This window comes from Methylocystis sp. (assembly GCF_051061285.1).
Classification (GTDB): domain Bacteria; phylum Pseudomonadota; class Alphaproteobacteria; order Rhizobiales; family Beijerinckiaceae; genus Methylocystis.
The window spans coordinates 22,216-35,506 of record NZ_JBPFEA010000030.1 but is presented as its reverse complement, the minus strand read 5'-3'; the positions used below and the strand labels follow the sequence as shown (position 1 = coordinate 35,506).

The following is a 13,291-nucleotide window of genomic DNA, read 5'->3' as shown; positions in this document are numbered from 1 at the left end:
CGTAATGGAGCTTGTCGCATGAAGTCGCGGGATACGCTTGTCCGTCTCAAACGGTTCCAGGCCGAGGAAAAACGTCGGCGCGTCATCCAATTGAATGCAATGATTGGCGAATTCACGCGCATGGCCAATGAGCTCGAGCGTGAAATCGGTCAGGAAGAGCGGCGCGCCAACATCGACGATCCCAATCATTTCGCTTATCCGACCTATGCGCGGGCGGCGCGCTCGCGACGCGACAACATCGTCGCGTCGATCACGGAACTGCGCGGGCAACTCGAAGAGGCCGAAACGCAGTTCAAGGAAGCCAGCGAAGACTTCGCCAAGGCGCAAAACCAGGAAGCGCGGGATCGCGGCGCCGAGCGCTTGGTTGATGTCGTCGCCGAGCGGCGCCACGCCGAAATGCCGGAAGTTTTGCGCAGGGCTTAAGGCGGAAAGAGCCGCCAGCGCAGCCTGCCTCGAGGCGCGCGCGCCCAAACGCCAAACGTTCTTCGGCGAACGACGCTCTCGCCTCCGCCTTTCGCGAGAGCGTTCGCGATCGATGCGATATCGAAGTCAAACGCTCGGAAATAAAGCGCCGCGCCGGAACGCCCGGCATCGATGAAGGCCAATTCGAAACGCGCGAGGTCGGCGACCCAGGGCGGCTCCAATTCGCACTTTGCGACACGCCGATCGAGAAACGCAGTCAGCGCCGCAGCGTCCGAGCGATTTGTCGCCTCTCGCGCGGCGCCGCCGATCGCCTGCCGGAAAAGCGCATCGAATCGATCGCCCAACGCGCGCGCTGTGAGCGGCAGCGCCCTGCGCGCATAAAGCGCGCGTTTGCCGATCAGGCTCTGCGCAAAGGCTTCGATTTCGCGACGGTCGATTCCGGCGAGGCGCTGCGTGTCATGCATGCTCAGGCCAAAGCGCGTCGCGACGGCGATCGGCGCTTCGAAGAACTCCCGCCGCAGATCATCGTCGGTGAACAGGCGCGCGAGCAGCGCCTGCGTCTGCGCTAACGCCATCGCCCGTTCTCCACGAGCATTCGTCGCGCGCGCGCCACTTCATCGATGAGTTCGCCGAACGGCGGCATTTTCTCGTCGCGCTCGAGAATGACCGCCTTGACCGGCGCACGGGCGACAACGCGCTCATAGAGCCGCCAAACCGCATCGCCCGTCGCGGCGTCATGGCTGTCGATCAGCAGGCCGTCGCGCTGGCATCCGCCGGCGTAGTGGATTTGCACGAGCCTGTCCCATGGCCAGCGCTCGAAGTCGCGCTCGAGATCGACGCCGAAATTCGTCGCATTCACATGCAGGTTGGCGACGTCGCACAGCCAACCGCATCCGGTCGCTTCGAGCGTGCGCGACAAAAATTCAGCTTCGTCCATTTCGCCGCCCGGAATGCGCACCACGCAAGTGATGTTTTCCAAGATCGGCGGCGTCTTGATGCGCCGGCGCACAATTTCGACATTGCGCGCGACGACGTCGATGGCTTCCTGCGTATAGGGCAGCGACGCAAGATGGCCGATGCTGATGCCGCCGGCGCGCGTGAAGCAAAGATGTTCGCTCCACCAGGGCGGATCGATGCCTTCGATCAGCGCGGCGATTTTATCGAGATAGCAAGAGTCGACGCCGTCTGCGCTTCCGATCGAGAGATCAAGACCATGCGCGACGAGCGGAAAATGCGCTCTTAAAAGCTCGAGTTCAGCGAGTTTTTCTTTTGATGCGTCGAGATAATGATCAGCGATGATCTCGATAAAATCGACATCATCCCGTCGGGCGAAGAGATCGGCGCGAAACTGCGGACGATAGCCAAGTCCGGACCCGAGGACCGGCGCGTCAATCGCGGACGCCACCATCGCTCGCTCCGCCGTCGCCGCAACTGCCGCCGCAGCTTGTTCCGCAATCGGAGCCATCGCTTCCCGAGCCGCGACTGAAGGCTTCGGCGAACATTGCTTCCGTCGTGCCTTTGAGCGGCGCGAATCCATAAAGGCCGATGAGAAACAGCGCGGCGCCGTGGAACGCGCGCGCTTCGGGTCCGGGCGATCCGATGTGACCGACGGCCTCCTTCAGACGGCCGCCATAGGCGAGCCGCATCGCATCAAGATAGGCGTGGCCGCGACGGCTGGCATGGGTTCTGGTCAGCACATAGGCAAGCGCGAAAAGCGCCGCGACCGACGCAGCTGCGAGAAAGACCAGATAGGCGACATTCACGGCGCCCGCTGTCCACTCCACATAAATCTTGGCAAGCGCCAGACCGACGATGATCAGCGTTCCGCCGATCTGCGCGCGCCGGCGCCAGATCTTCACGGACTTGGGCTTGATCAGCTCCTCCGCGGCGAGTTTGGCGCGTAGCGGCGCGAGCTGCTCCAGCAGCCAGCGCCGCAAGCCGCGATCTTCGAACAGCGCATGCGCCTTCGGCTTCATCTGCACGGCTTCGAGCAGGCGCGTCTCCATGGCGTTGAGTTCGCCCGGCTCCGGCTGCTTGTCTGTAGGAATCATGTGATCCTCCGCGGCGAGGACGACGAAGCCGCGCTGCGCAAGATCATAGATCAACGTTCGGATGACCTGATTGACGCCGCCCTGCAGGAAGGCGACCTCCATCACGTCGGGGTTCTGCGGCACGGGCGGCGGCGGGCGGCGATCGGTGCGATCCGCGAGCCGAATGCAAAGGTAAGTGGTCGCCAGCACGAGGATGACGACGAGGCCGAAGACATTGAGAAATTCTGGCCCGGGAAGATTAAGGATCGCAATATTCTGCACGCCAACCGCCTCAGTTCGTGATCACATCTTGCGCAAGCCGTCGCGCCTGTAGCGTCGCGACCGCCAGCACCGCCATGCCGATCGCCTGATGCGCGAGCGCCAGCGCCAGATGCGGGTCGCCGGCGAAGGGCGGTTCGACGAGCACCAACGTCGCAACGCCAAGCGCGATCTGCATGAGCACATGGCCGAACAGAATCGCTGCGCCGCGGCGCGCGCGTCCTTCCGCGTTCATCCACGCGTCCAGAAGATGCCCGAGCGCCAGAGCGAAGATCAGATAGGCGATCATCCGGTGGAAGAATTGGACCGTGACAGGGTTGTCGACGAGGTTCTTCCAGACCGGCTCCAATCGCCACAAGACGTCGGCCGGAGGAATGAAGGCGCCGTCCATCAGCGGCCAAGTGTTGTCGACGAGGCCCGCCCGCAATCCAGCGACGAGGCCGCCGACGAAAATCTGCAGAAACACAAAAGCGAGGATCGTCAGCGCGACCGCCTTCAGCCGACCTGCCCCCTCATGCACGAGAGAGACGGCGCGCGGCCCGAGGCCGCCAGCCACCCATAAACAGGCGGAGAAGATCAGCGCGGCGAGCAGCAGGTGGATCGCGAGGCGCTCCTGCGCCACCTCGATGCGGTTGACGAGGCCGGACGCGACCATCCACCAGCCGACGCCGCCTTGGAGCGCCCCGAGCGCGAGAATGCCGACAAGCTTCGGCTTCGCCGAACGCGGCAGGCGGCCGGTCGCCCAAAACCATATGAGCGGGACGGCGAAAACGACGCCGATCAGGCGCCCGAGAAGTCGATGCGCCCATTCCCAGGCGTAAATATATTTGAACCCGGCGACGTCCATGTCCGGGAACAGTTCCCTATATTGCGGAATCTGCTTGTATTCTTCGAACGCCTCCTGCCACTCCTGCTGGGACAGCGGCGGCAGCACGCCGGTGACGGGCTTCCATTGCACGATCGATAGGCCTGATTCGGTCAACCGGGTCGCGCCGCCGACGATGACCATCAGAAAGACCAGACCCGCGACGAGCCACAGCCAGTTGCGCACCGCCCGGGCGTTCGCCTCGGTCGCGTGGTGTCTGATCGCTGGGACCGGTTGGGGAAAATGCAGCCAATCTTCCATGAGACGCCGAGGGTTGGGAGGCGGATGACGGCGGCCAGTTAAGGGATGCGGCCGCCGCTTGTCCACACCCGGCGGCCGTCTCCGGCAGACCGGCCCGATTTTGGCTGAAAACCGCGCCGCTGCGGATGTTAGAATAGCGCGGCTTGAGTCGAGGGATCAGGTGTCGGGCAAGAGCGATGAAGCGATGCGCACGATCGGCGAGGTCGCAGCGAGCCTCGACCTTCCCGCGCATGTGCTGCGCTTCTGGGAAACCCGTTTCAAGCAGATCAATCCTCTTAAGCGCGCCGGCGGGCGGCGCTTTTACCGGGAGCGCGACATCGAGCTCGTGATCGCGATCCGCCGCCTGCTCTACGATGAAGGCTATACGATCAAGGGCGTGCAGCGCATCTTCAAGGAGGCTGGCGTCGAGGCGGTCCTGGCGGGCGCGGGGCGCCGCCAAGGCGACCTGCCCGGGACTCCCTCCCCTTTCCGTCCGGGCGTGAGCGAGGGACGAATCGGGTCAGCGCGAGACGAAGCCGAGACGGACGCCGCCGTCTCGGCCGACGAACGCGCCATTCTGCACGCGCAAAATCCGGATCTTGCGGGAATCGAGGCCCAGGACGCGGCTCCCATCGTCGAAGTTGACGAGCCTTTTGCGCCGCCTTCGGCCCACGGCGAGCCGCGCGCTCTTGCCGCGCCGCAAACGCGCCTCCTGCGGGAGGTTCTGGCCGAGATCGAGGAATGCAAGCGCCTGCTCAGGCTGACCAAACGATAGCGAACCGGGCGTTGCCAGCGCCGCGCCGCCTCACTATAACGGCGCCAGTCGGAGTGTAGCGCAGCCCGGTTAGCGCACTTGTCTGGGGGACAAGGGGTCGTGGGTTCGAATCCCGCCACTCCGACCACTTTCCGAAAATAAATCCGATAATGGACAATTGCGGACGGCAAGGGCTCGGACTCTACATAGCTGGGGATTCACGAGGGATTTCAGCCGCTGTAGCACCCCTTCCCCGTTCCCGCCCCTCCGGCGCGAAAAAAGCCCGGACGTCGCCGGCCGGGCTTCGATTCGCGATTGAAGGTGAACTTAGCGGTTCAGTATTTGGCGACGACTGGAGGGGCGCCCCAGTTGAAATGATAATTAACGCCAGCACGAACGAGATTGCCGGTGTAATTGGCGCGCGCTTGCGTGGCGTTCAGCCATTTCAAGCCTCCGGGAGGTCCGCCGAGACTGCCGTCATAAAACTGAGCGGTCACGCCCGCGGCCATCTGAACCGAACCGAGGTCGTAGTAGAGATACTCAACTTTGGCGCTCCAATTCGGCATGAACATCCATTCCAGGCCGCCGCCCGCCGTCCATCCGACCCGCGTATCCGAATATGCGCCGCCTCCAAAACCACTCGACGGCCAGGAGGCACGCACAGGAATTACTGCCTGCCAGCCGCTGACGTTAAAATTGACGCCGCCGTAGGCCAAACCGCCCGTTCCGTAAACAAGCAGCGTTGGGGTGATCAGATAGCCGAGACGTCCGCGCACGGTGCCCAAGTAATCCAGGTTCTTACGGATGGACCCGGCCGTCAGAACCGAATCGTTCAGGACATTGGCTCCCGTTGCAGGAATATTGGTCCAGGAACTATTGTTGCCGCCGCCGCCGTTCGCGATGCCTTGGATGTCAGCTTCGACGCCGAATACGAAAGAATACCCTCCGAAGCCAGCCTGCCAATTGTAGCCAATTTGGCCGCCTCCTATGAAACCGCTGGAATTGCCCGACGAGACGACGCCTGACGCGCCAAGCGCGGCAGTCAAAGAGTAATCGGCCGGAGCGGACAAATTCGGACCAGGATTATCTTTTGACACCCAGAGCGGAGACGAGCCAAGCCGAATGCTGTTGCTGCTTGACCATGTGCCGCCGGCGTTCAGGCCGGCATAAAAACCCGTCCAGAGCGGCGGCGGCGGGGCTGGCGGCTGCGCCTTGAAGGACGGAAGGTCGGCGGCTATGGCCGATCCGGTCGTCAGCGCCAAGGCCAAAACGGTGACAGCCGCCTTGTTCATTTGTCTTCCCCGAATCGGATTGAGCCTTGCCTCGAACCAAAGCGATGAAAATCCGCCAGCGCTTGGGCAGTCAAACCGAATGAAGGTTATTCAGTCCACCATCCTCCACTTGCGGCGTTACTGTGGCAGAGGCGCCACACAACGGCGCCCTGCCGTCACATCGACGGTCGGGGCCTGCGGCTGCCTTCCCATCGCCGATCTTCGCTCCAAGGGCGTCGCTGACGCGTGGGACTGGCGCAGCGCGCTGGTATTTGCCCGCATCACGGCAAGAATTCCTTCGACGCCATGTGCGCGCCGACCGAGACGCCGTTCATCGCTTTGGTGCGCGCCGATTCATCTGCTTACAATACGGCTCGCGCGACTTGCATCTGATGCCCGACTGGCCGCCTTATGTCGGGCGGGCGACGTAGGCTCAGCCGCATTCCTTACGCCAGCGCTTTCAATTCCGGCAAGGCTCTATAGCTAGCATCGTGTGCGCTCTCAAGGAGCCGGACGATGACGCATTTCATGTTCAGCACAGGCATAGAAAACAGCAGTCCGACCATTGATAACGGCCGCAAGCGTGTCGACGAGATGGAGGCGTGCAGGCATTACCAATGTTGGCGTGAGGATTTTGCTCTTGTTCAGGACGAGCTTCGTATCGGGTGCCTGCGATACGGTCCGCCGCTCTACAAGGTCTTTTTGGGCCCCAATCGCTTCGATTGGGAGTTCGCCGACCTGAGCTTTGGCGAACTCGACACGCGCGGAATTATCCCCATCGCCGATCTCTGTCATTTCGGGGTGCCGGATTGGATCGGGGACTTTCAAAATCCCGATTTTCCCGAACTCTTCGCACGTTACGCGAGAGCCTTTGCCGAGCGCTACCCGTGGGTGCAGCTCTATACGCCCGTCAATGAAATGTTCGTCTGCGCCACCTTCTCCGCCGCCTATGGCTGGTGGAACGAGCAATTGCAAAGCGACAGGAGTTTCGTGACGGCGCTCAAACATATCGTCAAAGCCAACGTCCTCGCCATGCATGCCATCCTTGCGGTGCGACCGGACGCGATTTTCGTGCAAAGCGAGTCAACGGAATATTTTCATGCCGCCAACCCCAAAGCCATAGGGCCCGCGGAGATCTTGAACGAACGCCGCTTTCTTTCGCTCGATCTCAATTATGGGCACAGAGTGAATTCCGAAATGTATCGATTCCTGGCGGACAACGGACTGACCGACCAGGAGTACGATTTCTTCATGAACGAACATCTCAAGAGTCACTGCATCATGGGCAATGACTATTACAGCAGGAACGAGCACATGGTCGACGCTAAAGGCAAGACCGAGTCCTGCGGTGAAATCTTCGGATACAATGAACTCACGCGCCAGTATTATGATCGGTATGGACTGCCGGTCATGCACACGGAGACAAACACCTGCGAAGGGCCGGAAGGAAACGAAGCGGTTTATTGGCTTCGCAAGGAATGGGCGAACGTTCTACGCGTGCGCAATAGCGGCGTGCCGATCGTCGGATTCACCTGGTATTCGCTGACAGATCAAGTGGACTGGGACGTCGCGCTGCGCGAGAAGCTGGGACATGTGAATCCTCTGGGTCTTTACGATCTCGACCGAAACCTGCGTCCGGTTGGGAAGGCGTACAAGCAGTTAATCGAGGATTGGCGCGAGGTCTTGCCGGCGCAGAGCGTGTGCCTCACTGTGCCCTTGGCGCGGCGTCCACGCGTTCATCCCCCCAAAACGCCCATCCAAGCGGAGCAGTCGGAGCACGCTTGATCCTTCAAGCAGGGGTCTCACGGGGTGACTGATTCTGGCGCCGCCCTAACTTCTAAGCCTGCACGACAATAATCGGGCTCGAGTTAGATCATGACGTCGCGCTTTGAACATTTTGCGCAGGTGGAGCTCGTGCATGACGCGGGCGCGATCACCGGCGAATGCCCGACATGGTCCGAGCGCGAGCAGCGCCTCTATTGGATCGACATCGAAGAGCCTGCTTTACACAGATTTGATCCCAGCACCGGCGAGGACCAGCGGTGGGTCATGCCGTGCCAAATCGGCGCCTTTGCGCTTTGCCGCAGCGGCGACATTCTCGCCGCCTTGCGGCTGGGACTTGCAAGGATTTCACTGTTTGAAGGCGGTTTCGCCTCGCTCAATGCGCTTCCCTACAATCCGCTCACGCACCGATTCAATGAAGGCAAATGCGACGCTCGCGGCCGCTTTTGGATTGGCGCGAAATATGATCCGTTGCCGAGCGCGACCGGCGAACGCAGCGCAAGCGCCGCCGGCCCCGTCGGCGGCGCCACGCCGATTCATTTTCTTACTCATGGACAGGCGCTGACTCCGACGGCCGCGAGTGCGGTGATCGCCAATGGCATGGCGTGGAGTCCGGACAATCGCATCATGTATTTTGCGGATACGCCCACGCGCACGGTGACGGCTTTCGATTTCGACATTGAAAGCGGCGCCGTCTCGTCTCCGCGGGTCTTTGCGCATTTCGAGCCATCGGACGGAAAGCCCGACGGCGCCGCGGTTGACAGGGACGGCTTCTACTGGTGCGCGATCTATGGCGGCGGGCGCATCGTGCGCATCGCGCCAGATGGCGCCATAAACCGCGAAATTCGTCTGCCCGTCAGTCAACCGACGATGTGCGCGTTCGGAGACGCAGATTATCGCTCGCTCTATGTCACCTCCGCGTCGCAAGGCGTTTCAAAGCAGCAGGAGCCACATGCAGGCGGCATATTTCGCTGTCGGCCCGGCGTAGAAGGACATGCGCCAAACCTCTTCGCGGACGAGGCGCCGTCATGAGGCCGTTGCTGCGCGCTCTGCGCCGTGAGAATGGCGCATCATCTCAAGTGGAAGCGGGCGCTGCGGCGGCGCGGCTCGACGCAAGCCCTGCAACGGTGAAGGCGACGCCAAGACGCAAGCTCTACGCTGGCCACGCTCTCGAGCACGCGCGCACCATCGACGATCTCAGGGCGATGGCCCATCGCCGCTTGCCGGAATTTGCCCTCGAGTATCTCGAAGGCGGCGCCGAAGAAGAAGCGACTCTCTCGCGAAATCTTGCGGCGCTCGCCAGCTACCGCCTGTTGCCTCGGGCTTTGGTGGATGTGTCGCATCGCGATCTGAGCGTATCCTTGCTGAACCGCTCCTTGCCGCTTCCGTTTGCAATCGCGCCGACCGGCCTGAACGGACTATTTTGGAGCAAGGCGGATGTGCGCTTGGCCTCCGCCGCGGCAAAGGCCGGCATTCCCTTCATACAAAGCAGCATGTCGAACGACCCGATGGAAGACGTCTCCGCGATTCCGGGACTGCGGCATTGGTGGCAGCTCTATGTCTTTGGCGACCGCTGGATTCGCGACGCCTTGATCGCCCGCGCGGATAAGGCCGGCTGCGAAGCGCTCGTCGTAACGATCGACGCGCAGTTTTACGGCGATCGAGAATGGGAAGAACGCCGTTTCGCGCATCCTGGACGGCTCTCGCTGGCTTCGCTCGTCGAGACCGCGCTGCATCCGCAATGGATCGCGACCACTTTGCGGCGAGGGATGCCCTCTTTCGCCAACCTGATCGATTACGTTCCCAAGGATCATAGGGGCTTCTTCGAGAGCGCCTTCTGGATTCGCGCGAATATGGATCGTGCGCTTGACTGGAACGAGATGGCGCGGATTCGCGCCCTCTGGCCACGCAAGCTGCTGATCAAGGGCTTGCTCAATGTCGATGACGTGGAGCGCGCCATGGCGATCGGCGCCGATGGCGTCATTCTCTCCAATCACGGCGGACGGCAATTGGATTGGACGATCTCCGGATTGGACGCGCTGCCTGCCGCGCGCGGCGTTATTCGCAACGGCAAGACGCTGATCGTGGACGGCGGCATTCGCCGTGGAACGGACGTGGTGAAGGCGCTGGCGCTCGGAGCCGACGCCGTGCTGCTCGGCCGCGCGACGCTTTACGGCCTGTCGGCGGCGGGCGAACCCGGCGTCGAACGCGCGATCGACATTTTGCGCGAGGAGATCGATCGCGATCTTGGCCTCTTGGGGGCTCCTTCCATAAGCGCGCTCGGGCCGGAGTTTCTGACCCGCTGAGCCAAGCGCGAACAAAGCCAAGGAAAATCCGATGGAAAACGCCGCGGACCAGACCGAACGAGATACATCAAGCAATGACGCCCCCGTCGCCGTCGTCACCGGCGGGTCTGCGGGCGTTGGACGCGCGATCGCCGCGGCTTTCGCTCAGCGAGGATTCCGAGTCGCCCTTCTTGCGCGGGGTCAAGCCGGTCTTGACGGCGCGCGCGAGGATGTCGAGCGGCTTGGCGGCGAGCCACTCGCGATAACGACCGACGTCGCCAATCCTAAGCAGGTTGACGCCGCTGCGCGACATGTCGCCGATCGATGGGGCCGGATCGACGTTTGGGTGAACGCCGCCATGGAGACCGTGGTCGGGCCCGTCGACACCATATCCGCCGAAGAGTTCAAGCGGGTGACGGAAGTCACCTATCTAGGATATGTGCATGGGACGCTGGCGGCGCTTCGCCATATGCGCCCACGCGGCGCGGGAACCATCATTCAGATTGGCTCCGCCCTCGCGTATCGCGCGATACCGCTGCAGTCCGCGTATTGCGCGTCGAAATTCGCCATTCGTGGATTTACGGATTCGCTGCGCACCGAATTGATCCATGATCGTAGTCCCATTCGACTGACGATGGTTCAGCTGCCAGGCGTCAATACGCCGCAATTCGACTGGTCGCATATGCACTTCGCGCATCGCCACCAGCCGATCGGCGCCTGCTACGAGCCGGAGGCCGTGGCGCAAGCGGTCGTCGACATTGCGCTGTCGTCCCACATCCCGCGTGAGCTGTGGCTCGGCTTGCCGACTCTGCAGGCGATTGCGGGAGCAATGGCCGCGCCGGGATTCACCGATCGCTATCTCGCGCGTCACTCATACGAACAGCAGATTTCCGACGATCCTGTCCTGCCCGGCGACCCCGACGAGTTGCTCGGGCCGGACAGCAAGGATCATGGGGCGCGCGGCCGCTTCACCAAGAACGCCAAGAATGACCTCATCGCCGTCGATCCCTTCCATCTGCGCAGCGGCGCCGTGCTCGCGGGGTTGGGCTTGCTTGCGGGCGCATTCCTTTTGGGCCGCTCAAGCGGTGGCGCTCAAGCGCGCGGCGCGCGCCGGCCAAATGGCGTTAGAGCTGTCCCGACGCCGCGAGGCTAGCGATACGGTCAGATATCCTGCAGGCGAGCGCCTGAATCGTCAAAGATGGATTGACGCCGCCGCAGGTTGGAAAAAGCGAGCCGTCGCAGATCCACAGATTGGGGATATCCCAGCTGCGGCCGTCCGCGTCCACGACGCTCGTTCGCGGATCGTCGCCCATGCGGCATGTGCCGAGGATATGGCTGGTGTCGCTATTGGTCCAGATGTCATAGCCGCCCGCAGCCTCAAGCATCTCGCTCATGAAGCGAACCGCATGGCGCTGCAAGCGGAGATCATTTTCCGAATATGAGAATGTGACGCGCGGGATCCTAAGGCCGAACTGATCCGTGTCCTCCGCAAGCTCGACCCGGTTCTCTTGCCGCGGCTCGGTCTCGGCGACGGGAACGAATCCGGCTGTGTGATTGTATTTCTGCATCTCGCGCCGCAGTTCGTCGCCCCACAGGCCGCGCGACGTCGCAAGGACTTGCGCCCAGGCCATGGGCAAGGGTCCCTGGCTCATGAAAGCGTAGGCGCCGTGGAAGTCCTTGCCCTCATCCGTGTAGTTCCAATGTTCGGTGACCGCCATGTTGGGCGGTCCCTTGTACCAGCGAATCTCGTCGTCGAATGTCGCCCAGGCGCCCGGCCCCGCGTGCGTGAGAAGATGCGTGCCGACCATGCCGGAGCTGTTCGCAAGACCTCGCGGGAATTGCGGACACGCCGAGTTGAGCAGCAGCCGCGGCGTTTCGATCGCATAGCCGGCGACGACGACGTTGCGCGCCTTCTGAAAACGCCAATCGCCCTCGCGAAAATATTCGACGCCGGACACCCGCCCCTGCTGATCGAGTTCGATGCGCCCCGCCATCGCAAGATCGCGCACCTCGGCGCCGGCGTGAAGCGCACGCGGGATCCAGACGATGAGCGCGCTCTGTTTGGCGTTCGTCGAGCAACCGAAGTTACAAAAGCCACGGTAGACGCATGGGGGAGATTTGCCGCGCGGCGCCGAGACCGTCGCAAGCGGCGTCGCAGCCCATTTCACCCCGAGCTTCTCTGCGCCCCGAGCCAGAACGAGCCCCGCCGCGTTCACCTCATGCGGCCTATAGGGATAGCGTCTGCGCGGCGGACCCCAAGGATAGTTCACCGGGCCCGCGACCTTCAACGCCTCCTCCACTTCTTCGTAATAAGGCGCGATCTCCTCGTACGAGATCGGCCAGTCGAAGCCGTAGCCGAGTTCGCTCTTCGACTTGAACCATTCCGGTCGGAACCGAAGCGAAATCATGCTGAAGTGGATCGTCGAGCCGCCGACGCCGCGACCGGAGTTGTTGCCGCCCAATGCGATTGGGTCTTCTCCGCCGGTGATGCGGTCGTCGGTCCAATAGAGCGTCTGCTGCGCCAGCTCGTCGGAGGCGAAATCGTCGAGAGGTCGCCAGAACGGTCCGGCGTCGAGCACGACAACCGAGAAGCCTTTTTCAGCGAGCTTGCACGCGAGCGTCGCGCCACCTGCGCCGGCCCCGACGATCAGAAAATCGACCGGCTCGCGTTCGGCGTATTGCCGCATCGGCGTCCAGCCGCCCGGCGTGAAGACGTCTGGCGCGCGTCCATCCTTTGCGCGCGGACGCTCGAAGCTCATCGAGATTCTTCCGCTTCCCATGGATCGCGCTGGTTGAAGCCAAGACGCACATAGCCGCGCGGACTGGCCGGACCGCCAAAGCCGATGTCGCTCCACGCCGACGGATGCGCGTAAGCAAGCCCCACGATGGTTTTCAGCAGCGTATGGGAGAAGAACAGAGATGGGCGTAGTAGACCGCGCCAGAACGCTTCGTCGACGACGCCCTTCTGAATGGCGCGCAATATCGTATCCTTTCGCGAGACGTCAAGCATGGTAAAGCTGACGGCGAACAAGCGGCGCGCCTCTCCGTCAATCGCCGCGAGGCCTTTGCGCCAACTCTCGCGCATCGGCGGCTCGCCCGCATATCGAAAACCTTCGCCAAGGTTGTGGAACAGGCGATCGTCGATCCAGTGCGCAATGGCCTGGCGTTCGCTCTCGCAAAAGACGGGCGCCAGCCGCTCGACGATCGCGGCGAGAAGCTCAAACTCCTCTTTTGTCAGGAAACGCCGCTGGGGCACGTCGCGCAGTCGCCGGGTCAGCTCCTCGCGGGTTCGATCGTCGAACGACACCGTGTCCCATTTGGCGAGGACGTCATAGCCTCGATAGGGCGTATCCATGCTTCGG

Annotated in this window: 13 protein-coding genes and 1 tRNA gene; 7 read left to right on the top strand and 7 right to left on the bottom strand. The window is 62.4% G+C overall.

Annotated elements, in window-relative coordinates; genetic code table 11:
* The first annotated feature begins 18 nt into the window (after positions 1-18).
* Complete coding sequence (locus ACR65T_RS10405) at positions 19-423, top strand: flagellar export protein FliJ (RefSeq protein WP_434496411.1); 405 nt, start codon at positions 19-21, stop codon at positions 421-423.
* On the opposite strand, the gene ACR65T_RS10400 is transcribed toward ACR65T_RS10405, so the two are convergent.
* The 4 genes from ACR65T_RS10400 to ACR65T_RS10385 are packed head-to-tail and all read right to left on the bottom strand — an operon-like array spanning position 420 to position 3,858.
* Entirely contained in the window at positions 420-998 is a 579-nt protein-coding gene (locus tag ACR65T_RS10400; RefSeq protein WP_434496410.1) for a hypothetical protein, read from the bottom strand. The genes ACR65T_RS10405 and ACR65T_RS10400 overlap by 4 nt on opposite strands.
* Positions 989-1,831 (bottom strand): DUF692 domain-containing protein, encoded by an 843-nt coding sequence (locus tag ACR65T_RS10395; protein WP_434496409.1) that lies wholly within the window; start codon positions 1,829-1,831, stop codon positions 989-991. Before ACR65T_RS10395 ends, ACR65T_RS10400 begins: the two co-directional genes overlap by 10 nt.
* Complete coding sequence (locus ACR65T_RS10390) at positions 1,812-2,735, bottom strand: TIGR04222 domain-containing membrane protein (protein WP_434496408.1); 924 nt, start codon at positions 2,733-2,735, stop codon at positions 1,812-1,814. Before ACR65T_RS10390 ends, ACR65T_RS10395 begins: the two co-directional genes overlap by 20 nt.
* Positions 2,736-2,745: 10 nt before the next feature.
* Positions 2,746-3,858, bottom strand: coding sequence for a COX15/CtaA family protein (locus tag ACR65T_RS10385; RefSeq protein WP_434496407.1), 1,113 nt, complete (start codon positions 3,856-3,858; stop codon positions 2,746-2,748).
* A gap of 160 nt (positions 3,859-4,018) precedes the next feature.
* On the opposite strand from ACR65T_RS10385, the gene ACR65T_RS10380 reads away from it, so the two are divergent.
* Together ACR65T_RS10380 and ACR65T_RS10375 are read left to right on the top strand one after the other, a co-directional pair.
* Positions 4,019-4,612 carry a MerR family transcriptional regulator gene (locus ACR65T_RS10380; protein ID WP_434496406.1) on the top strand — a complete coding sequence of 198 codons (594 nt, stop codon included), beginning with the start codon at positions 4,019-4,021 and terminating at the stop codon, positions 4,610-4,612.
* Between the two features lie 49 nt (positions 4,613-4,661).
* Positions 4,662-4,739 (top strand) — tRNA-Pro (locus tag ACR65T_RS10375).
* A gap of 187 nt (positions 4,740-4,926) precedes the next feature.
* Here ACR65T_RS10375 and ACR65T_RS10370 read toward each other — a convergent pair.
* Positions 4,927-5,883, bottom strand: coding sequence for an outer membrane protein (locus ACR65T_RS10370; protein ID WP_434496405.1), 957 nt, complete (start codon positions 5,881-5,883; stop codon positions 4,927-4,929).
* Positions 5,884-6,378: 495 nt separating this feature from the next.
* Between ACR65T_RS10370 and ACR65T_RS10365 the strand changes: the two genes are divergently transcribed.
* The 4 genes from ACR65T_RS10365 (at position 6,379) to ACR65T_RS10350 (ending at position 11,082) form a co-directional block, all read left to right on the top strand.
* Positions 6,379-7,647 (top strand): family 1 glycosylhydrolase, encoded by a 1,269-nt coding sequence (locus ACR65T_RS10365; RefSeq protein WP_434496404.1) that lies wholly within the window; start codon positions 6,379-6,381, stop codon positions 7,645-7,647.
* Positions 7,648-7,737: 90 nt separating this feature from the next.
* Entirely contained in the window at positions 7,738-8,676 is a 939-nt protein-coding gene (locus ACR65T_RS10360; RefSeq protein WP_434496403.1) for an SMP-30/gluconolactonase/LRE family protein, read from the top strand.
* Positions 8,673-9,950 carry an alpha-hydroxy acid oxidase gene (locus tag ACR65T_RS10355; protein WP_434496402.1) on the top strand — a complete coding sequence of 426 codons (1,278 nt, stop codon included), beginning with the start codon at positions 8,673-8,675 and terminating at the stop codon, positions 9,948-9,950. Before ACR65T_RS10360 ends, ACR65T_RS10355 begins: the two co-directional genes overlap by 4 nt.
* Positions 9,951-9,981: 31 nt before the next feature.
* The gene (locus ACR65T_RS10350; RefSeq protein ID WP_434496401.1) at positions 9,982-11,082 is read left to right on the top strand and encodes an SDR family oxidoreductase; all 1,101 of its coding nucleotides are present in this window, start codon (positions 9,982-9,984) and stop codon (positions 11,080-11,082) included.
* On the opposite strand, the gene ACR65T_RS10345 is transcribed toward ACR65T_RS10350, so the two are convergent.
* Complete coding sequence (locus ACR65T_RS10345; protein WP_434496400.1) at positions 11,054-12,688, bottom strand: GMC family oxidoreductase; 1,635 nt, start codon at positions 12,686-12,688, stop codon at positions 11,054-11,056. The two genes, ACR65T_RS10350 and ACR65T_RS10345, sit on opposite strands and share 29 nt — an antisense overlap.
* Positions 12,685-13,284, bottom strand: coding sequence for a gluconate 2-dehydrogenase subunit 3 family protein (locus ACR65T_RS10340; RefSeq protein WP_434496399.1), 600 nt, complete (start codon positions 13,282-13,284; stop codon positions 12,685-12,687). The genes ACR65T_RS10345 and ACR65T_RS10340 overlap by 4 nt, the downstream gene beginning before the upstream one ends.
* Between the last annotated feature and the right edge of the window lie 7 nt (positions 13,285-13,291).

Bases quoted from the DNA above. Each gene is read 5' to 3' on its own strand.
- ACR65T_RS10405 (WP_434496411.1), top strand. From the start codon at position 19: ATGAAGTCGCGGGATACGCTTGTCCGTCTCAAACGGTTCCAGGCCGAG.
- ACR65T_RS10400 (WP_434496410.1), bottom strand. From the start codon at position 998: ATGGCGTTAGCGCAGACGCAGGCGCTGCTCGCGCGCCTGTTCACCGAC.
- ACR65T_RS10395 (WP_434496409.1), bottom strand. From the start codon at position 1,831: ATGGTGGCGTCCGCGATTGACGCGCCGGTCCTCGGGTCCGGACTTGGC.
- ACR65T_RS10385 (WP_434496407.1), bottom strand. From the start codon at position 3,858: ATGGAAGATTGGCTGCATTTTCCCCAACCGGTCCCAGCGATCAGACAC.
- ACR65T_RS10370 (WP_434496405.1), bottom strand. From the start codon at position 5,883: ATGAACAAGGCGGCTGTCACCGTTTTGGCCTTGGCGCTGACGACCGGA.
- ACR65T_RS10365 (WP_434496404.1), top strand. From the start codon at position 6,379: ATGACGCATTTCATGTTCAGCACAGGCATAGAAAACAGCAGTCCGACC.
- ACR65T_RS10360 (WP_434496403.1), top strand. From the start codon at position 7,738: ATGACGTCGCGCTTTGAACATTTTGCGCAGGTGGAGCTCGTGCATGAC.
- ACR65T_RS10355 (WP_434496402.1), top strand. From the start codon at position 8,673: ATGAGGCCGTTGCTGCGCGCTCTGCGCCGTGAGAATGGCGCATCATCT.
- ACR65T_RS10350 (WP_434496401.1), top strand. From the start codon at position 9,982: ATGGAAAACGCCGCGGACCAGACCGAACGAGATACATCAAGCAATGAC.
- ACR65T_RS10345 (WP_434496400.1), bottom strand. From the start codon at position 12,688: ATGAGCTTCGAGCGTCCGCGCGCAAAGGATGGACGCGCGCCAGACGTC.
- ACR65T_RS10340 (WP_434496399.1), bottom strand. From the start codon at position 13,284: ATGGATACGCCCTATCGAGGCTATGACGTCCTCGCCAAATGGGACACG.